21 protein-coding genes are annotated in these 24928 nt (G+C 36.3%); 11 read left to right on the top strand and 10 right to left on the bottom strand.

Features of this window, described 5'->3' with window-relative positions; all coding sequences use genetic code 11:
- From FCS21_RS10805 to FCS21_RS10770, 8 genes are all read left to right on the top strand, one after another.
- Positions 1 to 711 (top strand): flagellin (locus FCS21_RS10805; RefSeq protein WP_281279964.1); only part of this gene is annotated, 711 nt, incomplete at its 5' end.
- A 416-nt stretch (positions 712 to 1127) separates the two neighbouring features.
- The gene (locus tag FCS21_RS10800; protein WP_138623243.1) at positions 1128 to 2570 is read left to right on the top strand and encodes a flagellin; all 1443 of its coding nucleotides are present in this window, start codon (positions 1128 to 1130) and stop codon (positions 2568 to 2570) included.
- A gap of 180 nt (positions 2571 to 2750) precedes the next feature.
- The gene (locus FCS21_RS10795; protein ID WP_246047171.1) at positions 2751 to 3179 is read left to right on the top strand and encodes a flagellar protein FlaG; all 429 of its coding nucleotides are present in this window, start codon (positions 2751 to 2753) and stop codon (positions 3177 to 3179) included.
- 138 nt (positions 3180 to 3317) lie between these two features.
- Positions 3318 to 5402 carry a flagellar filament capping protein FliD gene (fliD, locus tag FCS21_RS10790; protein WP_138623241.1) on the top strand — a complete coding sequence of 695 codons (2085 nt, stop codon included), beginning with the start codon at positions 3318 to 3320 and terminating at the stop codon, positions 5400 to 5402.
- 402 nt (positions 5403 to 5804) lie between these two features.
- Complete coding sequence (locus FCS21_RS10785) at positions 5805 to 7814, top strand: motility associated factor glycosyltransferase family protein (RefSeq protein ID WP_171035686.1); 2010 nt, start codon at positions 5805 to 5807, stop codon at positions 7812 to 7814.
- Between the two features lie 131 nt (positions 7815 to 7945).
- Positions 7946 to 8665, top strand: coding sequence for a class I SAM-dependent methyltransferase (locus FCS21_RS10780; protein ID WP_138623237.1), 720 nt, complete (start codon positions 7946 to 7948; stop codon positions 8663 to 8665).
- The gene (locus tag FCS21_RS10775; RefSeq protein WP_138623235.1) at positions 8665 to 9573 is read left to right on the top strand and encodes a PLP-dependent aminotransferase family protein; all 909 of its coding nucleotides are present in this window, start codon (positions 8665 to 8667) and stop codon (positions 9571 to 9573) included. Before FCS21_RS10780 ends, FCS21_RS10775 begins: the two co-directional genes overlap by 1 nt.
- Positions 9570 to 10598 (top strand): hypothetical protein, encoded by a 1029-nt coding sequence (locus FCS21_RS10770; protein WP_171035685.1) that lies wholly within the window; start codon positions 9570 to 9572, stop codon positions 10596 to 10598. The genes FCS21_RS10775 and FCS21_RS10770 overlap by 4 nt, the downstream gene beginning before the upstream one ends.
- Positions 10599 to 10619: 21 nt before the next feature.
- Here FCS21_RS10770 and pseI read toward each other — a convergent pair whose 3' ends face one another.
- From pseI to FCS21_RS10720, 10 genes are all read right to left on the bottom strand, one after another.
- A complete protein-coding gene (gene pseI / locus FCS21_RS10765) occupies positions 10620 to 11672 on the bottom strand; it encodes a pseudaminic acid synthase (RefSeq protein ID WP_138623231.1) in 1053 nt (350 codons plus the stop codon).
- 11 nt (positions 11673 to 11683) lie between these two features.
- Complete coding sequence (gene pseG / locus FCS21_RS10760) at positions 11684 to 13246, bottom strand: UDP-2,4-diacetamido-2,4,6-trideoxy-beta-L-altropyranose hydrolase (RefSeq protein WP_138623229.1); 1563 nt, start codon at positions 13244 to 13246, stop codon at positions 11684 to 11686.
- Entirely contained in the window at positions 13246 to 14529 is a 1284-nt protein-coding gene (locus tag FCS21_RS10755) for an aminotransferase class III-fold pyridoxal phosphate-dependent enzyme (RefSeq protein ID WP_138623227.1), read from the bottom strand. The genes pseG and FCS21_RS10755 overlap by 1 nt, the downstream gene beginning before the upstream one ends.
- Entirely contained in the window at positions 14522 to 15304 is a 783-nt protein-coding gene (locus tag FCS21_RS10750) for a cytidylyltransferase domain-containing protein (RefSeq protein WP_138623225.1), read from the bottom strand. The genes FCS21_RS10755 and FCS21_RS10750 overlap by 8 nt, the downstream gene beginning before the upstream one ends.
- Positions 15305 to 15367: 63 nt before the next feature.
- Positions 15368 to 16276 (bottom strand): aldo/keto reductase, encoded by a 909-nt coding sequence (locus FCS21_RS10745; protein ID WP_138623222.1) that lies wholly within the window; start codon positions 16274 to 16276, stop codon positions 15368 to 15370.
- Positions 16276 to 17463, bottom strand: coding sequence for a UDP-4-amino-4,6-dideoxy-N-acetyl-beta-L-altrosamine transaminase (gene pseC, locus FCS21_RS10740; RefSeq protein WP_138623255.1), 1188 nt, complete (start codon positions 17461 to 17463; stop codon positions 16276 to 16278). Before pseC ends, FCS21_RS10745 begins: the two co-directional genes overlap by 1 nt.
- Before the next feature lie 16 nt (positions 17464 to 17479).
- Positions 17480 to 18481 carry a UDP-N-acetylglucosamine 4,6-dehydratase (inverting) gene (pseB, locus tag FCS21_RS10735; protein ID WP_138623220.1) on the bottom strand — a complete coding sequence of 334 codons (1002 nt, stop codon included), beginning with the start codon at positions 18479 to 18481 and terminating at the stop codon, positions 17480 to 17482.
- Between the two features lie 208 nt (positions 18482 to 18689).
- The gene (locus tag FCS21_RS10730) at positions 18690 to 19118 is read right to left on the bottom strand and encodes a hypothetical protein (protein WP_138623219.1); all 429 of its coding nucleotides are present in this window, start codon (positions 19116 to 19118) and stop codon (positions 18690 to 18692) included.
- Positions 19118 to 19516, bottom strand: a complete 399-nt coding sequence (gene fliS / locus FCS21_RS10725; protein ID WP_138623217.1) for a flagellar export chaperone FliS — start codon at positions 19514 to 19516, stop codon at positions 19118 to 19120. Before fliS ends, FCS21_RS10730 begins: the two co-directional genes overlap by 1 nt.
- A 151-nt stretch (positions 19517 to 19667) precedes the next feature.
- Positions 19668 to 19988 carry a hypothetical protein gene (locus tag FCS21_RS10720; protein ID WP_138623215.1) on the bottom strand — a complete coding sequence of 107 codons (321 nt, stop codon included), beginning with the start codon at positions 19986 to 19988 and terminating at the stop codon, positions 19668 to 19670.
- A 419-nt stretch (positions 19989 to 20407) separates the two neighbouring features.
- On the opposite strand from FCS21_RS10720, the gene FCS21_RS10715 reads away from it, so the two are divergent.
- The 3 genes from FCS21_RS10715 (at position 20408) to FCS21_RS10705 (ending at position 24922) form a co-directional block, all read left to right on the top strand.
- Positions 20408 to 21955 (top strand): sigma-54 dependent transcriptional regulator, encoded by a 1548-nt coding sequence (locus FCS21_RS10715; RefSeq protein WP_138623213.1) that lies wholly within the window; start codon positions 20408 to 20410, stop codon positions 21953 to 21955.
- A gap of 304 nt (positions 21956 to 22259) precedes the next feature.
- Positions 22260 to 23582 (top strand): sensor histidine kinase, encoded by a 1323-nt coding sequence (locus tag FCS21_RS10710; RefSeq protein WP_138623211.1) that lies wholly within the window; start codon positions 22260 to 22262, stop codon positions 23580 to 23582.
- Positions 23582 to 24922: a sigma-54-dependent transcriptional regulator gene (locus FCS21_RS10705; protein ID WP_138623209.1), complete on the top strand. Its 1341-nt coding sequence runs from the start codon at positions 23582 to 23584 to the stop codon at positions 24920 to 24922. Before FCS21_RS10710 ends, FCS21_RS10705 begins: the two co-directional genes overlap by 1 nt.
- The last annotated feature ends 6 nt before the right edge of the window (positions 24923 to 24928 follow it).

Genomic DNA, 24928 nt, shown 5'->3' with positions numbered 1-24928 from the left:
GGTATTGACTCAAGTAGCTCATCTACACTTGAGATATCTAAAGGTGGGGTTGCGGTTCATACCTATGATTTAAGTACCTTTGGTGGCGACTCAGAGCGTTTAGCTGAAAAAATGCAAGCCGATGGTTATGATGCTGTTTATGATAAAGACACTAATGCTATTACTTTTAAAGCAACTGATGTAGACGGTATGGAGGCTACTGGTGCAAATGATACGAGTGGCTTTACCATTGGTGGACAAGCGGTTGCTACAACAGCTGGTTCGCTAAGTGTTTCAGCAGAGCTTAATTTATCATCAGCAAGTAAAATAGGTGTTAGTGGTAATACTGCTAACGAAGTATTAGGTACTGGTAACGCTGCTGTTCAATCTACAGGTGGTGCAAGTTCGTTAACAAGTGTTGATTCACTTGATATTTCAGGGGTTGATTCTTCAGGCGCGCAAAATGCTATTAAAGCCATTGATGCCGCTCTTGCGCAAATAGACTCAAGTAGAGCAAGTTTAGGTGCGGTGCAAAATCGTTTCTCTCATACTATTAGTAATTTAGCTAACGTAGCAGAAAACGTATCAGCATCACGTAGCCGTATTCAAGATACTGATTTTGCTTCTGAAACAGCGCATATGACGAAGAACCAAATACTGCAACAAGCTGGTACTACTATTTTGTCACAAGCCAACCAAATCCCACAGGCAGCGGTTAGCTTACTAGGTTAGTCAGTGGAGGTACTTAGCTTAATTTAATCGCTACATTTTTATTAAAGGTTATTATAAATAATATACAATAACTTTATTGTTGATAAATTGAGTTTATATTAAAGAGGGAGCACTGGTAATACCGGTGCTCCCTCTTTTTTTCGTGTTAAAAAATTAAAGTTAGCTTAATAAATCTATACGAGTAATAACTTTTTAAACAAAGAGTTACCTTTTTATATAGGTTAAGTGATAAGTGTAGTGATATTTTTTTAGGTATTTTTTATAAAAATATTAAAGTTAATTTTTAAGCGGCCGTTAAGGTAATTAGAACGGAGCTGGTTAAATTAATTTTTACCATAGAAGTTAATTGGCGGTTTCTGGTTAATACAACAAACTAACTAACTAAATAATTACAATTATGTAATCAGGAGTTCATCATGGCTTTATCAGTAATTACTAATACATCGTCAATTAACGCTCAGCGTAACCTAAGTAAATCTAGTGAAGGCTTGGCGACTTCGATGCAACGCTTATCTTCTGGTATGCGTATTAACAGCGCCAAGGATGATGCAGCGGGTATGCAAATCGCTAACCGTTTAACTTCACAGGTAAATGGTTTAGGTGTAGCACAACGAAATGCTAACGATGGTATTTCAATGGCACAAACCGCTGAGGGTGCAATGCAAGAATCATCTGCGATACTACAACGTATGCGTGATTTAGCGTTACAATCAGCTAACGGCTCAAACGGTGCAGATGACCGCGCAGCGCTACAAAAAGAAGTGGGCGCTTTACAGCAAGAATTAACCCGTATTTCTGAAACCACTAAGTTTGGCGCAACAAGTTTGCTTGATGGTAGTTTTGGTACTAAACAATTTCAAATCGGTGCTAATGCTAACGAAACCATCAATGTTTCTTTAGGTAATATGTCAGCCGAGACTATTGGTGCTCATGAAATAAAAGGCGCCGGCACTGCAGCATCAACAGGTATTGGTGATGTTCAAACACTTTCCTTAGCAGCCAACATGAACACAACAGCAGATACGTTAAACATTAATGGTAAGAATGTTAGTGTTGGCGCTGGTGATGGTGCAGCTACCATTGCCGATAGTATTAATGCAGAAGCCACAGGTGTTGTTGCAGAAGCTAGTTTAAATACAACCATTGCCGGTATTGACTCAAGTAGCTCATCTACACTTGAGATATCTAAAGGTGGGGTTGCGGTTCATACCTATGATTTAAGTACCTTTGGTGGCGACTCAGAGCGTTTAGCTGAAAAAATGCAAGCCGATGGTTATGATGCTGTTTATGATAAAGACACTGATGCTATTACCTTTAAAGCAACCGATGTAGATGGTATAGAAGCAACAGGTACAGGCGATACGAGTGGTTTCACTATTGGCGGACAAGCGGTTGCTACATTGGCTGCAGCGGTAAGTGTGTCGGCTGAGCTTAACTTATCATCTTCAGATAAAATAGGTATTAGTGGTGTAACAGCGAATGAAGTACTAGGTACAGGTTCTGCTGCAATTGCTTCTACTGGTGGTGCAAGTGAGCTAACAAGTATTAAATCTATGGATATTTCTGGTACGGATTCTTCAGGCGCTCAAAGTGCACTGAAAACTATTGATGCCGCTCTTGCACAAATAGATAGTCAGCGTGCTGATTTAGGTGCGGTGCAAAATCGTTTTTCACATACCATTAGTAACTTAGCTAACGTTCAAGAAAATGTGTCAGCATCACGCAGCCGTATTGAAGATACCGATTTTGCTTCTGAAACGGCGCAGATGACTAAAAACCAAATATTGCAACAAGCAGGTACGTCAATTTTGGCTCAGTCTAACCAGTTACCACAAGCGGCATTAAGTCTTATCGGTTAATATCGTATAGGTTCAGGTTCGACCTAAAGCATAAAGAAAAGGAAGGAGCCTCAAACTCCTTCCTTTTGTGTTTTAACTTTATTGCTTGTTTAATAAATAAACAAACCACGGTATTTATACTGATAATAGCGGTTTTATTCATGGTAAAGCGCGTGGTTTCATTTGAATAAGGAGCATATTATGAGTGTAAATCCAAGTGGTAGTGGTCTAGGGGGGGTAAGCGTAGCATCTGAATATCAACGTGCTGGTGATGCAATAGGAAGTAATACTAGCGTAGGTAAAGTTGACACTCAGGATGTTGTTAATATTAAACAAGATGAAGCGCCTGTTGCCCCATTGTTATCGAAGACCTCACCACAAGAATTACCTGCTGAGCAGCCGTTAACGGCTACCCAGTTAGATAAAGTGGCTCAGCAATTGCAGGACTTTGTTGGTGACTTAAATCGAAATATAGAGTTTTCAGTCGATAAAGACTCTGGTCGAGACGTGATTAAAGTGATTGATAAAGACTCAGGTGATTTACTTAAACAATACCCCTCAGAAGAAGTATTAACCTTAGTGTCTAAGTTATCAGATATGGTTGGTGGCTTTATTGATGCTAAAGTTTAGCAATATTAAGTGATAAACCAAGTTAATTTAGCTTATATATTACTTCAGTTCACCTACGTTGAGTTATACTAAGTGATAACTCATTATGTTCAGTTATGTTAAAATTGTTATCAACATCATAGGCTAAAGGAGCTTCTCATGGCAGGTATTTCATTTACAGGTATTGGTTCTGGCTTACAAGTTAGTGAGATTGTTTCAGCTATTGTTAATGCTGAAAAAGTACCCTATGAAGCGAGAGCTGCCCGTCAACAAGGTGCATTTACCACGGATATATCAGCGGTAGGTGCGTTAAAATCAGCCTTAGAGGCGGTAACTTCTTCTTTTGAAGGGCTCGGTGATGTAGAAAAATATCAAAATCGTACTGTTAATGGCAGGGATGACTTTGTTGGACTTAGCTCTGATAAAGGTGCAGAAGTTGGTCAATATTCTGTTAAAGTCGAAGCGTTAGCGACTCAGCATAAATTAATGTCCTCTGCTATTGATGCAAAAGAAGAGGTAGGTGAAGGTACACTGTCGATAACTTCTGGTGATAATGCGTTTGATGTAGTGGTATCTGGTGCAGCTACATTAAGTGATGTTCGTGATGCGATAAATGATAACGCTGATAACTCTTCAGTTAGTGCTACTATTATTACCGATGCTTCAGGTCAACATTTAGTCTTAAATAGTAAGCAAACAGGTATAGATAATGCCATTACTATTAATGTCTCAGAAGCGAGTAATAAATTAACCTCAACAGCAGGGTTTGCTAAAACAGACACGGTTGGCTCTGGTACCTTGTCTTTTGGTTCAGGTGGTAATAATTTTGATATAGCGGTAGGCGCTACCGATACCTTGTCAGATATAGTGACCGCTATTAATGAGAGTACCGATAACACCTCGGTTGTGGCTAGAATAGTTACTGATGGTGCAGGCCAACATTTAGTCTTTAATTCTATTGAACCCGGTGATGCTAATGCTGTTACGGTAACAGCAACAGATGACGATGGTAATAATACGAATACCACGGGAATTTCTCAATTTGCCTCTACTAATATGGATACTCCTAGTGTCTCTAACGGTGATAATTCAGGTTTGTCTCGTTTTACCTCTGCGGCGACCAATAAACTCACTTCGGTAAATGGTTTTACATCAACTGACACAGTAGGCTCGGGCTCGTTATCATTTAGTTCGGGTGGTAATAGTTTTGATGTTACTGTGGGCGCGTTTGATACCTTAACTGATATTATGAAAGCGATTAATGATAATGGTGAAAACAGCTCTATTAAAGCCAGTATCGTCAACGATGGTGCCGGTGATCATCTGGTCTTTAGTAGTAGGCAACAGGGTAGTGAACACGCAATTACTGTTACGGCAGTAGATGATGACGGTAATAATGGTGATATGACTGGACTATCACAGTTTAGCTCTGCCAATCAAACCGCGACAGCTAATATTGATAATATGACAGAAGTTGATGTCGCTACAGATGCTAAAATTACTATTGATGGCACTATCACGGTTACTAATAGTAGTAATGTTTTTGATTCAGTTATTGATGGTATAACCATTACGGCAAACAAGTTACATGGTGTTGATGACGATATTAGTAAAGTATCAATTACTGAAGATAATAAAAATGTTGCCGCGGGTATTAATACTTTTATTGAAAGCTTTAACGCATTAGTTGACTTAACTGCACAACTGGGTAAATCGGGTCAAAATGCCGATGGAGAGCTTGAAAATGCGGGGGTATTAGCTGGTGATTCTATGTTGCGTGGTGTTATGACTAAAATTAGAAGTCAGTTTAATAAAGGCTTTGATACCGGTAATGGTGAAACGTTAACCTTATCTCAATTAGGTGTTCGCACTGAACGAGATGGTAAATTGAGTTTTGAAAAAAGTACGCTTGAAGATTTGATAAAAGAATCACCTGATAAAGTTCAATCATTTTTCTTAGGCCCTAATGGTGACAATGGCTTTGTTAAAGATATGAATGATTTTATTGGTTTTTATACTGATTCTGACGGTGTTATCAGCCAACGAATTAATGGTAAAAATAATCAAATTGATAAGATAACCGATGACTTAGAAGGTTTTCAGTTTAAAATGGCTTCGTTAGAGTCGAGGTTGTATGCGCAATATAACGCTATGGACTTAGTGGTAGCACAAATGAACTCTACTAGCTCATTTCTTTTGTCACAGTTAGACAATATGCCAGGCGTTGTTAAAAAGTCTTCATAACGCTAGTCTTGAACATTTGACAACCAACATTCAATAAACGTAATGTAGAAAAATTTTTACATTACGTTTATTAAAGTGATATTTTTAATTTTTATAAAACGTATATCCGCATAGTGACCAGCCTTTTCTTTACTGCTAATAGTAACGGTAATATACCTCCCACCATGGTTTAGCCCAAACGACACTATTTTTTACTTAGTCGTTAATAAAACAACCTTATTTTTAATATGGCATTTAATATTGGCCTTTTAATTGCTTGTATTATGTTGATAACTAACAAATACTATACTCTCAGCAATTATTTAAGTTTATTTTTTTGTTGTTGTAATTTAATTGCCCTAGCTATTACATGATTAACAATCATAATCAGTAGCGTTTAAAATTTATAAATCGGAGATGTTAATGGAAGATCAATCAATTATTATTCAAAAAATGTTAATGCAAGCAACGTTAGCGGCTAATCTTGATGCTTTAAAGGTATATATCCCTGATATTTATGAAGAATTTAAAAGTTACCAACCTCAGAGTTCTGGTGCTGCTATTGATGAAAACGGGCAAATTAATTTATTTAATAATGATGCTTTTGTGTATGAAGATGCTAAAGAGTTTGCCAAGCAGCAGGTTGCTTTATTTATAAAAGATCCCGCTATGATGACTTATACCCTAGATCATCAAGAAGATAAGGATATATATTTTGATCATGCGCATATCCTAAAGAAAATATCACACAAACGAAAAAATGACGTCAAAGAAACACTAAAAAGGCCTATTGATGAAGATAAAATTGATTGTGTTTGTATGATCGGTGCAGGTTTAGGTTATCAAATAGAAGAATTATTTAATCAAAAAAATATCATTAATTTTTTTCTTTGTGAACCTTCTAAAGATGTTTTTTATGCAATGCTACATTGTATTGAACTTAGAGGTATTATTGAAGGGTGTATTTCTCTTGGTGGTACATTTACAGTGAGAATTGGTGGTTCGTCTGCGGGTATTATTAACGCTATCTCTAATATGCTTCACCAGCAAGGCCACTTTAATTTAAGTAGAATGTTCTTTTTTCGTCATTACTTAAGTGATACTACCACTGATACGATAAAGCTTATTCGAGAAATCGGACATCGTTGGACGGCAGGTTGGGGCTTTATGGAAGATGAGATCATTAGTATTACTCATACGCTGACTAACATCCAATCCGGTTATAAAATCTGTAAAAAAGAACATTTAAATAACAATAAAATAGCAACGAAGCCTGTTTTTATTGTTGCTAATGGCCCATCGTTTGACACCTCGGTGGAGTTTTTACAAAAAAACTCAGATAACATTATTATTGTCAGTTGTGGCACAGGTTTAAAAGCACTGTTGAAAAATAATATAAAGCCGGATATTCATATTGAAATGGAGCGTACTGCCTCACTATTACCTTATATAGAGGTCATTGAAAAGCAACAAGAAGATAAAGACATAAAATTAAAAGATATTCAAATTATTGCCCTCAATACCGTCTATCCTAAATTATTAAGTAGATTTAAAACGCCATTGTTACTAACCAAGTTAAATGATGCTGGCGGTAAACTGATTCAGCAGTACGATACGTTAAATATGTACGCTGCACCGGATTATAGTAACCCAACGGTCAGCAATACTGCCTTAGCGGTTGTAACATCGCTTGGCTTTAAAAACCTCTATCTTGTTGGTGTCGATTTAGGCTATAAAAGTAGTGAACATCATCACTCAAAAGACAGTATTTATTATGATGAAGTATTTAATGACTTTAATGACACGGTAAAAGCGGACGAAAATATGAAAGTTGAAGGTAACTTTTGTGACTCTGTTTACACCACTGATATTTTGGATATGTCTCGCGCTAATATTGAAATGCTTTTACAGAGCAACGTAGAGGTAACCGTTTCTAATTGTTCTGATGGCGCTAAAATTGCTGGCTGTACTCCTGTGCCTTTAACTGAGCTTAACAGCTTCTCTAAATTTACAGATAAAACATTATTATTAGAAGAGCTTCTAGCGTCTTCGTTTGATAATAAACAATTTACAGTGAAAAAATTAGACCGTGCAATATCTAACTCCTTTCAAGAGGTAAAAGTAATACTTGAAGAGCTGATGAAATTTATTAATGGAAAAATAGAGAATAGAAATGATTTATCAGAAGCTTTCCATTTACAAAATAAGTTATTAATGAAGCTTAAGTCTCGTGATGAATATAAAGTTAGTTACTGGCTAATGCAAGGCACCTTTAGATATTTTCAAGCGTATATTATGACGAATAGTTATTATTATGATGATCCCATTGAGCAAAAAGAATTTATAACCTTTAGTTTGAAGGAGCTTCGTGGACACATTAATTCGTTATATAAAGAGTTAGTATTGACTTATAATAAACCATCAAAGGCGTAGTCATAAGCAAATAAAGTATTGTTATAAAAATACTTTATGTCATTAAAAAGCATATTAATGAAACTCTTATATTGATATGTTTTTTGAATAATATACTAGAGCTTTATCACTCAATTCAAGAGATATAAATTATGAACTACTTTGATTATTATAAAAAAACATCTAAGGATAGCAGTTTAACTACAACAGAAAAGTGTGGTCGGTACTTGAATCAAAGTGTCGATGAACTGAATATTTTTGATGATATCTATTCAAAACTACCAGCGTTAACGCGAGAAAATTCACTTATTATAGATATTGGGTGTGGTTGTTCTGATCCCGTCAAAAAACTCATTGAGAATAGCTATACTTACAAAAATAACTTGGTACTTGTCGATAGTATAGAGATGCTTTCGCTATTACCTGAAGCAGAAAATATCACTAAAGTAGGCGTGCAGTTTCCTGATAAATCCTTTGTAGAAACCTATCAAAATAAAGCCGATGCGATCATTGTTTATAGTGTCTTTCATTGTGTTTATCTTGAAAATGATTTTATTACATTTGTTGATTCTTTAGTAACGCTTCTAGCACATGGTGGCACACTATTACTTGCTGATCTACCTAATGCAACTAAGAAAAAACGTTTTTTATCCTCAGAGCAAGGCAAAGCATTTCATAAAGAATGGAGCGGTAATGAAGAGACACCTGAAATAAGTTGGAATCAATTTGAAGCAGGTAGTTTAGATGATTCATTAGTTATCATGCTGATGATGAGGTATCGTCAAATGGGCTATGAAACTTATCTTGTACCACAAGGTGAACAACTACCTTTTTCTAACACTCGCGAAGATATTCTCATTAGGAAGTGGTAATGAAAAAAGTTTGGATGTGGCCTAAAACTGACATTAATAGTGATACGGTTACAGACGCAAAGTCGACACTTACAGAGATAGAGCAATATTTTTCTGATTTGTATGCTCCCTATAAAGTCGTTTACTTTTCAAGAGCTAGAGTTGGTCTTATGGCTATCTCAGTGATTCGAGAGCTATCAAGATCTCAATTAACTTTTGTACAGCCGTTTTCATCACATTGTGTGCTGTCGGCTATATCTTATCAAAGTACACCTTCAACTATTTTTCCAGAGCAATCAGAACAACAAATTATTTACCATCAATGGGGTAATAAAACACAAGTTAATCAGCAGTTTTATAATAATGTATTGGTTGAAGATGCTGTCGATTCACTTATTTTAACGAATGAAAAAAGCGAACTTTTTCCAAATAATGCGCCTTTTTGTCTTATTTCATTACCTAAAATTTGCCAAGTGTCAGTAGGGGCAATAGTTGTTTGTCAACAAGATGATGATTATCATAAGTTAATAAAGCAAAGAGCAATAATGGAACAAGAGTTAGGTTCTATTATAGAGCATTTAAATATTCCTTGTTTCCAAGAAAAAACTCTTCAAGTAACACCCACCTTAGTACCTAAAATAGAAAAAAGTATTGATGTACTGATTGACACTGCAGTGAATAAAATACAATCAAACATAGCTAATATTAGTCAAACCTTTCCTAAGTTAGCATTATCTTTTGAAAATTTAAGTAAACGACTTCCTTCTAATATAGTTATTTCTAAATCCCTATTTACCGAGCAAGAATTATGTTCGTTAATACCTTTTAATGTAATTGAACAGCAACGAACTTATTTTAATTATGAACAGCAATGTTGTGAAAAAGTATGGTTGTTACCTTGTCATTTACAGGCAGAGTGGTGCTTATGACAATGTTAACTCGGTATACTCTATTGCAATCTTTGGCAGAAATTCATTTTTCAAAAGTAGGCGCTTTAGACCTTAACCAAGCGGACTGGGATAAAGTGCTGTTACAGAGTAACCATGCTTCTACAGAATACTTGGCTTTAACTATTTATTATCACAACGCTTATTTATTAACAGCAAAAAACTGTTCTGTTGTGATATACGAAAATAACATTCCCGTTGCTATTTGGCCATTAACTTTATATCAAGGGGATAACGGTATTGTTTTACAAAGTAACTGCAAAGCTATTATCCCGCCACTTTTTGCCGATGGTACAAGTAAAAAAACAATTAAAAAAATATATCAACAATGTTTGAACGTATTAAAAGAGTTTAGTTTACAAAGTAATAACGCTATTAAGTTGTCTTACAGTCCAATCGACGATATTTTATGGCAGCGTACCTTTTCATCGGTAATTAAAGCTATTGATTACCGGCAATACTTAATTGCGAATATTACAGCTGAACTAGAGGATATAAAAAAAACCTTTAGAAAAAGTTATCGTTCGTTAATTAATAAAGGCTTAAAGTTATGGCACTCTGAACTACACACGCAAATGTCTGATAATTTACTTCAGCAGTTTAGAGCGTTTCATATTCAAACATCAGGTAAAGAAACGAGGCCACTTTCAACTTGGGTATTGCAACAGAGTATGGTTAACGCCCGTGAAGCCTTTTGTATTACTTTGCATAACGAACATAAAAAATTGATTGGTATCGCGCTTTTTAATATTAGTCCACTAGAGGCGTCATACAGTGTTGGGGTCTATGATAGAAGTTTATTTGATTTACCGCTTGGCCATGTGATCCAACTAAAAGCCATTGAACACATGAAAACACTTGGCATTAAACGATATCTTTTAGGAAATAGACATCACTTATTTGAACAAAAAACACCAACAGAAAAACAAAATTCTATTGGTTTTTTTAAGGAAGGCTTTAGTAACAGTATTCATATTGAGGCTAATGCTTTGTTAGCTTTCGATTAGCCTATACTAGCAACTTTATCGTTATTTTATTAAATGCTTCGCCACAGGAGTACCACGCTTAATAGCTTGGCTGGTTTTTTTACCAATAATATCGTTATAATATTTAGGAGCTAGCCCAAAACCGGGTCTTATTCTACGAATATGTTGTTTAGTTATTATGGTGTTTTCTGTAATATCTTCGACAAAGTAAATTGATCTTCTAAATTTTTTATTCTGTAATTCAGCTGGTTTGAGCTCGTAGCCTGCGTTACCTAATGCTTGCCATGCTATTGTAGTTTCATTACATAAGGCTTTTAACTCAAAAGGTTCAAGTGAGAACTCACAGTCAGGACCTTTGTTTTCTCTGGATAAAGTGACATGTTTTTCAATAACACAGGCACCTAGTGCAGTTGCTGTTATGGCAACAGTGTTGCTTAAAGTATGATCTGATAAACCGACAATAACATTAAACCTTCTTGCTAAATCTTGTATAGTGGCTAAATTACTTTCTTGTGCGGGTGCTGGGTAAGCGCTAATACAATGTAATATGATTAACTCTTTACAACCCGCTTGTTGAGCACATGTAATGGCTTCTTCTATTTCAGTTAAATTAGCCATGCCAGTAGACATAATCATAGGTTTTAGCGTTTTAGCAACATACTCAATTAGCGGTAAATCAGTTAATTCAAAAGACGCAATTTTGTAGGCTGGTGTCTCAAGTGTTTCTAATAAATCTACGGCTGTTTCATCAAATGGACTGCTAAATAGCGTAATGCCAATCTCAGCAGCATAAGAGAATAACTGTTCATGCCATTCATAAGGCGTATGTGCTTCTTGGTAAAGTTGATGGAGACTATAACCGTCCCATAAACCGTCTGATATCTTAAAGTCTTCTTTATCGCAATCAATGGTCATCGTATCCGCGGTATACGTTTGTATTTTTACAGCATCAGCGCCCATCTCTTTTGCCATTTTTATGGTTTTTATGGCGGTATCAATTGAACCATTATGATTAGCTGATAACTCAGCAATGATATAGGGCGGATGATTAGAGCCGATTTTTCTATGATTAATACTAATTTCATTCGAATTCATCGTTGATAATCCTAATTACTTGGGGGATGATAAGATGGCCGAAGGTAACTACTTTCAGTTAGCTTAATAAAATTTACTTGGGTAAATAAGTGTTGAGATGCTTGGTTTTGAGGATGCACGTGAGCATAAATTTCACAGCTATCAAAGCTTTTTGGTATGGCGTGAATAGCTTTAAGTGCCAGTTTTTTGCGTTGCGCCTCAGGAGCAATCAAAATCGATATTTCATAGCGTTTCACGCTTTGCGCTATATTTTGTTTGTCAAGACGTAAGACACCTAACTTTTTACCTGCCGAACACACCATATACATATGGCGATGTTCCATGGATATACTTGATAAAAACCATTGCTTATGTTCTTGGTATTTAATTGCTTTTGTATTACGAGAATAGTGTCTTATTTGTGGGTTTGATTGCCAATTAAAGACTGTTGGTAAATCATTAATAGTGGCTAACTCCAGTGTTACTTCAGGCGTAGATAATTGAGTTACTACTCGTTGTATCCCTAGACCATCACAACTATTAAAACTATTTTTAATTAATGATAAATAGTTACTTGGTTGGCTTTCAAGTAAACATATAGCCTCAATAATAGCGTTCATAGTCAGTGCTTGATAATGGCCTAGGCTAATAATCGCCTTTTCATCAGCTAAGCTATTATTGACCTCTTTTTGGTTATCAGCCAGTACAATAGCTAGAGTGGGTAGCCCTAAGCTGCAGCGCTCCCAAGCGGTGGTTCCACAAGCACCAATCGCCAAATCGGCATTAAGTATTTTATTAGACATCTCATTACAATCAAGAGTAAGGGTCAGCCAGTCGTGATCTGTGATTAATGCTTTTATACTTTCCACATGTGGCGAATGACTTGCCATTATGATATCAACAGTTAACTTATGATTATTAGTTTTTATTTTATATTCAATTAATGCATTGATTATTACTTTAGTTAGGTTGTTATTATCTAAACCGCCTAAGTTAACTAAAATATTATCAATTGAAATAGTGTTTTTTATCGTTTTTACTTGCGCTCTTTTTTGTTTGGCGGTTGGTATGAGTCGGCTGAATTCATCTCTTAATAAGATAAATTTTTTGCCTAATAAAAGTTGACAATAAGGGGGGACAAGCGATAAATAATCATTTGTTTGACGATTTAATGTTTGATCAAGTAAAAAATCAGCAAGGTGTGTTCTATTGGCTAAATCATCGATAACAAGTAATTTTTTATAATATTGCTTTAGTTCTTTTTGCCATTGCCAATCAATAAAGTAGTGATCAACAATCAGTAAATCTATAGTGGTATTTACTGTTAATACTTGACTTGTTATAGCGTTAATACAAGCTTTAGCGTCATCTGTTTGTCGCCAATCACTACTGTCGATATCAAATGGCAGAGTGACAAGCTCTACTGATAATTGCATTAATTTAACAGTCAAACTATTAGGCAAGTGATTAGAAATAAAAATAATACGCGCTAGCGGAAACTGTAGTGTTAATGCTTGCGCTAAAGTTAAGCAGCGCATTATATGACCGGTAGCTAACACAGGGGAGGCGTCCGCTCTAAAAACAATTGTTTTCATTAGCGAACCTTAAATAAAGGTTGTAATACTTTACCGTGAAATACTTGTTCAAAATTTTGCTGACTAATGGTTTTAGCTAATAGTGACAGTACTTCACGATAAGCATTTAATAGTGTATCTATGTCTTCACTTTGATGGGCATAATTAAGGTTATGCCCACCACCAAGTAATATTCCTCGTTGACTCATCTCTTGTAATAATAATGATTTTAACTGCCAACTTGAGTAGGGAGTGCAATCTAAAATTTGTAGGAATGACCAGCTAGGGTGACCACAGATATTTAACCAACTTGGTTTACCCATGTCGGTAAATATCTGCTGTAATCCTGTGAGTAATTGCTCACCCATAGCATGAATATGGGGTAATATATTTTCAGTACTAAGTTTATATAATACTGCTTTGCTCGCTGCTAGTGATAATGTTTCACCAGCAAAAGTACCTGAAAAGAAGATATCCTCCATTAGCATCATTATATCAGCGCGCCCTACAACAGCGGATATAGGGTAACCATTTGCCATACCTTTACCAAAAGTCGCTAAGTCAGGTATTACACCAAATAATTCTTGTGCGCCCCCCAGAGAAAAACGAAAACCTGAGATCATTTCATCAAAAATTAATAGCGCTCCATGCTGATGGCATAATGCCTTAACTTCTTGTAAAAAATTAGCTTCAGGATAAGCTGTATTCATTGGCTCCATAATGATGGCAGCAAATTTGTTTTTTGCTAGTAACTTTTTAAGAGAGTCAATATTGTTATATTCAAAAGTATGTGTGAGCGCTTTAGTGGACTCTGGCACCCCTAAGTCGCGTGATGTTGAGCCAATATACCAGTCTTGCCAGCCGTGATACCCACAAACAGCAATATGTTCATTTTTTGTAAAAGCTCTTGCTAGACGTATCGCTGCTGATGTTGCATCACTGCCATTTTTACCAAAGCGAACCATCTCGGCGCATGGCACCATGTCGATAATCATTTCGGCAACTTCTGTTTCTAGCCTATGAGGGAGAGAAAATGTGACGCCAGACTTTAATTGCTCAATAACAGCATTATCGACATCGTTATCGCAATAACCAATAGACACAGATAATAGGCCACTGACAAAGTCTAGGTATTGATTGCCATCAATATCCCATACTTGGCAACCTTGGCCTCGCTCAATAAAAAAAGGTGACACACCATAAGGGTAAGCCGTTTTAGATTTACTAAAGGTTTGTGAGCCTAAAGGAATACTTGCTTCTGCTCGTGCGAGCATTTGTTGAGACTTAATAAACGTTTTATTCATGAGCTTGCTCTTTGTCTTCAATTAATGATCTACTTAAACCTTCATTGCGATGGTAATTGTTGTTTATGTTTTTTAGGCTGGGCTGTTTACTTAACAATAATAAAATATCATTCATGGTGAAATACATTTTTTTATTATACAAGTTATGATAAACCTGCGTAACAAAGTCAAAATCTTCAGGCTCATCTACTGTCCACCGTAAGTGAGATAAGTCAGTTTGGTATCGATAATTAGCTGTGCTGAATAATTGTGGGTTATTACGAATAAAAGGTGTGACATGTTCGCGTTCAGAGGGCAGTATTGCTTGTTCAAACGCTTGCTTTAATGCAGTAAAACTAAAAATTTCAACATCTAAACCATCAGGTAACGTTGGAGGAGCACAATTTGAACAATAATCTACTTGTTGATTTATATAGTGTGTAATGACTTCGTCGATAATGTTGGCGTCGATTAACGGACAGTCACCGGTAATACGAACAATATGTTTTATTTTTTTATCTTGGTTAACGCTCTGCGCTGCGTGGTAATATCGGGTAAGTACATCATCTAAATCGCCTCTATAACAACCAACATTAAGTTGTCTGCATAATGCCTCAATAGCGTTATCACTCGTGTTATCACTTGTAGCAACAATCAACTGATGTGGTGTTGAAATATGTGATAGTCGTTGTAATTGATGCTCAAGCATAGGTTTACCTAATATTTCTTTTAATACTTTGCCTGGTAACCTTGATGAAGACATGCGAGCTTGTAAAATAATTAAAATATCAGTCATTAGTCATTTTCCATCGTTTTATAGGTTGCTGCTTTTCTATTACTTTGCTATCGGTAATATTTATTAAATCTGCCATAAGCTAGGATTAATAAAACCTAGTCGTGTATCCGCTAATATGGATAGCTCTTCACTTGTCACAGCTAAGCTTTTCGCTTGTTGATAAGCGCTTACTACTTCAAGTAATTGTTGTTTACTACACACACCTATAACCAATTTTTCAATGACATTGCCATATAGATTTACTTCTTTTTCATCAAGTGAATCTTGTGCCAATAATGCTAGCGCTAACGTTAACTTTGAGCAAGATAAACTCTGAGCTAATGCACTAAAAGCTGCGAGTTTCTCTTGGTAAGGTTTAAAGTAAGGCTTTATCTGGCTTTTTTCAATAAAGAGTAAGCCTTGCAAAAAAAGTGATCTTGCATGCAATTTTATTTTGTTTGTGCGACATAGCTCGATGATGTTTTTTGAAATAAAGCGTTGGTCAAAAACATTAATAGGGGCTTGAACGATATCTATAGGGTATTGTTTTGCGATTGCTGTTAATTGCTCTGGGTTATATACCGAAACACCAATACTATTGACTTTCTTTTGAACTTTTAATTTCAATAGCTCTGAGAAAAGTTGCGTTTTACTTGGATGGTTAAGTAAATTGTCAGCTTGATGAAATAGTAATGTTTGTACACTTGTACACTGTAGATCAGTTAAACTTTGCTCTAAATAAGGAGTGATAGAGTTTTTATCGGCCGTTAAAGTGGGGATTTTACTAATTAAGTTAAATCGTTCACTGGCGCCCAGTTCCCCCAATACCTTTTCACTATTACCGTAGGCGCCAGCACAGTCTAAAGTGTCAATTCCTAAAGCTTGTGCCTGTAGTAATATATCCTTAACTTGATTAGGGGAGACTTGACCCTGTTGGTTACTAATGCCGTAATTTAAACCAAATTGTACCGTACCTAAAGCCAGTTTCATCATTACTGACCGATTAATTTTTGTTTATGGTTTGATGTTTTAATCTCAGATAATAAGGTGTCAATAATATATTGTTGCTCTTTTACGGCCAAATTGGGGTATAAAGGTAACGATATTGCGCGTTGATAATATTCTTCGGCAATGGGGTAGTCACCATCCTTAAAGCCTAGTTTTTGATAATAGGGTTGCGTATGAACGGGAATATAATGCAGGTGCGCGCAAATGTTTTTTTCTCTTAATTGGCTAATAATATTCTTATGTGAACCTTTATCACAACTCGCTAATAATACAATATATAAATGATAGCTTGAATAGGCGTTGTCGTTAGGCGTTAAACGAAGTAACGAAGTATTGTTAAAGGCTTGATCATATATTTTCGCTAACGCATTTCTTTTAGTAACAAACTCATCTAGCCGCGTCATTTGGCTAAGCCCCAAAGCCGCTTGCAACTCTGTCATTCGATAATTAAAACCTAAGCCTATTTGTTGATAGTACCAAGGCCCATGAGACGGCTCGGTCATGCTAGCTTCATCTGAGACAATACCGTGGCTGCGAAACTGACGCATTGCTTGAGCGAGTAGTTTATTATTGGTAACCGCTAAACCACCTTCAGCCGAGGTGATAATTTTTACTGGGTGAAAGCTAAAAACCGTAATGTCAGAGTATTGGCAGCTACCCACTGGTTTACCTTTGTATTTGGCGCCGACAGCATGAGAGGCATCTTCAATAATCTTAAAACGATATTTAAGAGATAATGCATGAATTTTCGCCATGTCGCATGATTGTCCTGCAAGGTGCACAGGAATGATAACTTTAGGTAAAGTGTTATTTTCTTCAGCAAAGATAAGTTTTCTTTCTAAAGCGTCAACACAGATATTACCTGTCATTAAGTTGATATCAACAAAGTCAATTGCAGCGCCACAGTATAGTGCACTATTTGCCGTGGCAACAAAGGTGATGGGGCTCGTCCATACTAGGTCACCTTTACCAACACCTAACGCTAAATTTGCTATATGTAATGCGGATGTTGCGCTATTGACCGCAACACCAAATTTAGCAGCACATTTTTTTATAAATGCTTTTTCAAACAAAGGCACTTTAGGCCCTTGCGTTAAAAAGTCTGAAGTTAATACTTCCAATACAGCATTGATATCGTCTTGGTTAATATCTTGTTTACCATAAGGGATCATAGTATTCATGTGATTATTAAAGCTCAGCTAAGTCGTTAAAATCAAGAAGCTCTTTTCTAGATAAGAAATATTCATTATTTAATGAGCTGTACTCATAGCCATGAGGCACTTGCTTGCCTTTTTCGCTCAGGGCATTAATAGTAAAGTCGTTACTTCTACTTGAAAAAATTATTGATGGTGCTATAACGAAGTGATCATCATATTCAAAGGTATGATAAGAATCGTCAGAAGGACACATGATTTCATGTAATTTTTCACCAGGACGAATACCAATAATACTAATAGGTAAATCTGGCGCCATGGCTTTGGCTAAATCTATAACGCGCATTGAAGGTATTTTAGGAATAAAAATTTCACCACCGAGCATACGTTCAAAGTTCTTCAGTACAAAGTCGACACCGTCTTGTAAGGTTATCCAAAAGCGCGTCATCTCATTATGCGTGATGGGTAATTCAGTTGCCCCATCGTCAATAAGCTTTTGAAAAAAAGGCACAACAGAGCCTCTAGAACCAACAACATTACCATAACGCACTACTGAAAATAATGTTCGATAACCACCGGACATATTATTTGCGGCGACAAACAATTTATCTGAAACAAGTTTTGTAGCGCCATAAAGGTTTACTGGATTTGCCGCTTTATCGGTAGAAAGCGCAATAACTTTTTCAATATTATTGGCAAGGGCCGCGGCAATAACATTCTCAGCACCTTTTATATTTGTTTTGATACATTCTGTGGGATTGTATTCAGCAGCAGGTACTTGTTTTAATGCCGCGGCATGAATAACAAAGTCGACGCCGTTCATTGCTTGTATTAAGCGTTCTTTATCTCTTACATCGCCAATAAAATAGCGCATACAAGGTTGATTGTAATCCTGCTGCATTTCAAATTGCTTTAATTCATCGCGAGAATAGATAATTATTTTTTTAGGAGAATAGCGCTCAAGTAGTGTTTTGACGTACTTTTTCCCGAAAGAACCCGTGCCACCAGTGATGAGAATGTTTTTATTATTGAACATTACTTTAGATACCTTTTGGGTAATTTAATAGTTAGCGTACAACTAACCGTTAGGGGCTACGTTAACCCTATGGATGTTGTAACTCTATATTAAGCACATAATATACCAATTAAGGTTTTAATTGAATATAGATTTTCAAGATCAAGTTATAAGCGCATGAAAATAAATAAGAAGATGTTTTTTATAGTAGATTCAAATAATAGGTGCGTTAATATCCTTTATAGAGCTTAGTTACTTTTTTACTTTGTTTTATCTTAAGCATACGCGAAGCTAATAGTTGTTTATGCTGTTGTGATTTCACAATAAGTTGCTCATCAAGGGATACCATTTCATTGATAAGTGGTAATTGTGAGCTAAGTTGTTCTTGGGTGTACAGTGTAAATAATTGCTCAATAAGAAACATTCGCTTGCTTACTATACCGCGCAATTGCTCATCGGTGACAGGTCGTTGTTCCATAATGGTTTTTGAGGTGTCATCATTATCTAAGCGGTTATCACTATAAACGTTAGTGTAATCAATTTGGCTATCAAGCTGCGACAGTAACTGTCGCGACACTTTGTTAATAGCTTCAAGGCTATTTCTTACCTCAGTAGACATATTATTAGGCATTGTGTTATTAGGTGTTGTACTAGGCACTAAAAGCTTACCTTTCCTTGCTCTTCAAGTGGAATTGCATCCCAACCAGATTTGATAGGAATAATAATCTGAGCGACTTTGTTGAGTAATTCAATATCATTATTAGCATTGGCTTCAAATAATTTTTCAGAACAAAAATTATATAATGCTGATAAGTTCCCTGAAATTTCACCACCTTTCTCATGATCTAATGAACCTTCTAAAACACCGACTATGGCAATAGCATTAGAGATTTGCATACCTTTTTTCGCATAGTCTTTTTGTGTAATAGCGCCTTTAGCGGTAGCAATATTATCTAATAACTTTTGAAATAATAAAGCCACTAGTTGATAAGGTGATGCCTCACCAGCGTTACTTAACGTCGTTTGTTGATATTTTTTTAATGATAAATGAGACATTATTTACTCCAAAAAATGATAATAGTTATTAGCTATTATATATTTTAAGTATGTTGAGTCATAATAAGCAGTTGTTTGCTTGTTGATGACGATGAATGTGTTTTTATGCTCAGGTTGATAACCTAGTTCATAATGTTTAATTGTAATTTAGTTAGTTACTTTTTATAGCGTTACTTTTTAACTCACTACTTACTATCGCATGATTATTAATAACCACTGAAAGACCTTCCGATTGCGCTTTTTTAAAGGCGTCAATTAATACTGAATGGCTAATACCTTCAATATTCTCAATAAGGCCATTGTCAGTAATTTCAATATTATCCCAGCCTCTATCCACTAGATATTTTTCAATGTCGGTTAATTGAGCTGTTAAATCGTCATGTTTTACAAACATATTAAAGCCATGCCTGTTACCTTGAACTTGTTTGCCATTGGTTAACATGCATTGGGCACTACCATTTAATATTAGCATTATTTATTTCACTTATTTTAGAGGTTTATATTTGGGTGTTCTGCTTAAGCTTATTTCTATTACTTCATTACTTACTAACGTTAACACTTGTCTAATTAGCGTTATTGTTTGCTATTCATAAATTGTGCCATTATTTTTTGACACTTTTCAAATACAATATATCCCAGCTTTTTTTCTAAGGTTAGTGGCTAATAATTCATCGCTATTTGTACCCATAACTATTTATCGGCACAATAACGTAATGCTTTAATTCAACCTAGCGACAATTAACTTTTATTAACAATGCCAAATAAATGACAGTTATGCGTCAACTTTTTGTTGCTTAATATAAATTAATAACTAAAATTGCTTATAGCATTATAAAATATATTAAAAATAGCATGTTAGCTAAGTAGTGAATAAGTAGTGACGAATTAAGTATGAATGATAGCCAAGTAATTCCCCTCGCAGATACTCCTATCGCATCGAGTGTCATAGGTCATAAAAAGATATTAGTGGTTGATAATGACCCCGCAAGAAGCCAGCAACTTAGTACCGTGCTGGCTTTTGTTGGTGAGCACTTTGTCCATTGTGCGCAAGAGCAAGCCACTGAGTACTTGGCTAATCATCAGCCCATTCTTACGGTTATCTTAACCGGTGATGTTAATAGTGATTGTGCTCGATTAATTAAAGTGAATCCGAGCGTGCCTTTTATATTGCACGATGTACTCGATGCTAAGTTATTCACGGCTCATGTTAATGTGATTGGCACGCTTTCTGTTCCGCTTAATTATGCAAAACTCACTGAGCTTATTCACCATTGTCATCAATACCACAATAAATTACCGCGCAGTGGTAGCAAACGTAATGCTAGTGCTTTGTTTCGCTCACTAGTAGGCAGTAGTGAACCCATGGCGCAGGTGCGCTTTTTAATTGAACAAGTAGCAAAAACTCCGGCTAGCGTATTGGTACTGGGCGAGTCGGGGACGGGTAAAGAAGTAGTCGCACGCAATATTCATAATTTATCAGATCGCGCCAAAGAAGCCTTTGTCCCTGTTAATTGCGGCGCCATTCCAGCAGAGCTACTTGAAAGTGAATTATTTGGTCATGAAAAAGGCGCTTTTACTGGCGCTATTTCTACGCGCAAAGGTCGTTTTGAATTAGCAGAGGGAGGCACACTGTTTTTAGATGAAATAGGTGACATGCCACAACCGATGCAAGTAAAACTGTTACGTGTTTTACAGGAACGTACTTTTGAACGCGTTGGTGGTAGTAAAAGCCTTAAAGCCGATGTGCGTATTATTGCAGCAACCCACCAAGATTTAGAAGAGATGATAAAAGAAGGCAGCTTTAGGGAAGATTTATATTATCGATTAAATGTTTTTCCTATTGAAACGCCGGCACTACGTCAACGTAAAGAAGATATTCCGCTATTACTAAAAGAGCTTCTTAGTCGCTTTGAACAAGAACAAAATAAAACGGTTCGCTTTACTGAAAAAGCAATTGAGTCGTTAATGGAACATCCGTGGGCCGGTAATGTACGAGAGCTCTCAAATTTAATTGAACGTATGTTAATTATGTACGGTGAGCAGATTGTTGATGTTGGCGAATTACCTTATAAATATCAACATATCGAGGTACAAGCGTATAACCCAGAATATCCTGAAGAGTTACAAGAGCATGATGCTATTAATGAGCTTTTCGGTGCTTTTGATGACGACGAAGACGATGATGTGGAAGCTGAAGAATCGCTATCTGGTGAAAGTGCAAGCCATCATATACAAAGCGCTAGTGAGGCTAACTTATTACCTAACGATGGCTTAAACTTAAAAGAGTATTTAGCTGATCTTGAAGTCTCTTTAATTAAACAGTCATTGAGTAAACATGATTATGTTGTTGCTAGAGCCGCAGAAACCTTAGGTATGCGAAGAACAACCTTGGTTGAAAAAATGCGTAAATATGATTTACAAAAACCAAGTGAAGAATAATGTGTTGTTAACTAATGCCTCATAAACAGAACATTATTAGCTTGCGCCTAGTTTATAAAATATTCGTGAGTTGTTTATAATTGATTAATAAGTGATTGAAAAATACTTGCTAGCTAAACACCTTAAGCATTACTGTAATGCTTATTGCTAATGACAGGGTCAATAGATTGACACTTCCCCTGTTCAATAAATACATCACCTTACTGTTAACCTGTTGATTTAAAGATAAAATAATAGTGGCATAGTAAATGCTTATTCATAGTTACTAAATAGTTTTTTGAGTATCTACTGGGTAGCACACATTATGGCACAATCACTATCGACCGCAATTCCTAACAATATGACAGAATCTAGCGACAATGCTGTATTTCATTCAGTGAATGTCGTTGGTGTACATAAGTCTTCTTTACTTAAACGTGAAGCCTTTCCTGGTGAACTAGCCGCATTAAGGGCGCAGGTTATTAATAATGCTAAGCATAATTTTTCACCACGTTTTCTATCGACTAATCACAGTACGGATAACGTAACGTCAGATATGCATGCTACTAACTATAATTTATTAGCTGACCAGTTAATCGAAGTGATGCCAACAGGTTTAGTGATGCTTGATGGTAATGGTATTGTCGTTAAAATAAACCAAGTGGCTAGAAATTTACTTGATGAGCCTATTCTTGGTCAACCTTGGTTTAATGTTATTGCTCGTTCATTTAAGCCACGTGAAGACGATTGGCATGAAATATCGCTTAAAGATGGTCGTCGAGTAAAATTAGAAATCAGTAATTTAGGCTCACAGCCGGGTCAGTTGATCACCATAACAGACTTAACTGAAACGCGTTTACTGCAAGATAAACTAGCGCAAATGCAGCGTCTTTCTTCGTTAGGTAAAATGGTTTCCACGCTAGCTCATCAAATACGTACGCCTTTGTCTGCCGCCATTTTATACAGCGAAAACTTATTAACCAATAAACTTACCGATACTTCGCGTTTGAAGTTTCAAGGAAAGCTCAACGATCGCTTACATGATTTAGAGCAACAAGTTAACGATATGCTCTTGTTTTCAAAAAGTGGTAAAGAGCAAGTTGTTGCTCAACTGAGTGTTGGCGATCTTATTAATGATACTGTCAGTTCAATTGATGCCTTAGTTGATAAAGCTAAGGCTAAAGTTAACGTACAATTACCGGACAACGAACTGTATATTTTAGGCAATAAGAATGCTTTGTCAGGCGCTATTCAAAACTTATTACATAATTCATTGCAAGCAATGAGTAGTTTAGCTGCAAGCAATACCAATAAAGTGTTTGAGCCACAAATAAATATTCAAGTATATAGCCAAGCCTCATACCTCTATTTAAGCTTTAAAGATAATGGTCCAGGTATTGACGTTAATGTTACTGATAAAATTTTCCAACCTTTTTATACCTCAAGTAGTAAGGGGACAGGTCTTGGTTTAGCCGTAGTTAAGTCAGTAGTGAATGCTCACCAAGGTGAGGTGTCTTTATTAAATGAATCGAGCCATACGGCACAAAAAAATGCTCATCAAGCTAACCCAGGCGCACATTTTGTTATCAAGTTGCCTTTGTTAGAGCAAGGTAATGCAAGGAAGCGCAGTCGAGTAGGAGAGTGCTAATGAGTGAACATAAAATACTGGTTGTTGAAGATGATGCCGATTTACGTGAAGCCTTGGTTGATACCTTATCACTAGCTGATTATCACTGTATTGAAGCTGACTCAGGCGAAGCGGCTTTGATTGCTTTAAAAAAACATCAGGTTGATATTGTCATCAGTGATGTACAAATGGGTGGCATGAGTGGCTTATCTTTACTCAACAGCATTAAAAGTCAGTATGCAAATTTACCGGTATTATTGATGACGGCTTATGGCACCATAGATGACGCGGTACAAGCGATGAAAGATGGCGCGTGCAACTATATTGCCAAACCATTTGCCCCACAAGTATTGCTTAATATGGTTAGCCAATATATTCCGCTAGCGCTGGTTAATACTAACGATCCTATTGTTGCCGATAAGCGCTCATTAGAGCTTCTTGTCTTAGCTAAAAAAGTGGCTAGCACTGATGCCTCTGTTATGATCCTTGGTCCTAGTGGTTCAGGTAAAGAAGTGTTAGCACAGTACGTGCACAATCACTCTAAACGAAGCAGCCAGCCATTTATTGCCATTAACTGCGCTGCCATTCCTGAAAACATGCTTGAAGCAACATTATTTGGTTATGAAAAAGGCGCGTTTACCGGTGCTATTCAAGCCTGTCCAGGTAAATTTGAACAAGCTCAAGGGGGGACTATCTTACTTGATGAAATAACCGAAATGGACTTGAGTTTACAAGCAAAAATTTTACGCGTATTACAAGAACGTGAAGTAGAGCGCTTGGGCGGCAGAAAAGTAATAAGCCTTGATGTCCGTGTTATTGCCACCAGTAACCGAGACTTAAAAACAGCGGTTAATGAAGGTATATTTAGAGAAGATCTTTACTATCGCCTTAATGTATTTCCGCTCAGCTGGTTGCCATTAGCAGAACGAGTTGATGATATATTTGTTTTAGCGCAATACTTAGTTTCTCGTCACTGTCAAAATAATGGCGAACAAATACCTGAATTTTCAGGTGCAGCACGCAGTAAACTTAACGCCTATCATTGGCCAGGTAATGTGCGTGAACTTGATAATGTTATTCAAAGAGCCTTAATTTTACATACGAATCAACTGATTGATGCTAACGATTTACTGATTGAAAATTTTGATACTGCCTTGGTTACAGAAGCTGATACGAGTATTAGTAGTGAAGATAAACTCGGCAGTGAACTTAAACTGCAAGAACATCAAATTATTTTAGATACCTTGCTCGCCTGTCAAGGAAGCAGAAAAGACGTAGCGGATCGTTTAGGCATAAGCCCTCGAACATTACGCTATAAAATTGCCAAAATGCGTGATTCAGGTATTCAAATCCCTGCTTAGTTACTT

The organism is Colwellia ponticola (assembly GCF_005885605.1).
Classification (GTDB): Bacteria; Pseudomonadota; Gammaproteobacteria; order Enterobacterales; family Alteromonadaceae; genus Colwellia; species Colwellia ponticola.
The sequence above is the reverse complement of the archived record's forward strand: the minus strand, read 5'-3'. Positions and strand labels throughout refer to the sequence as shown.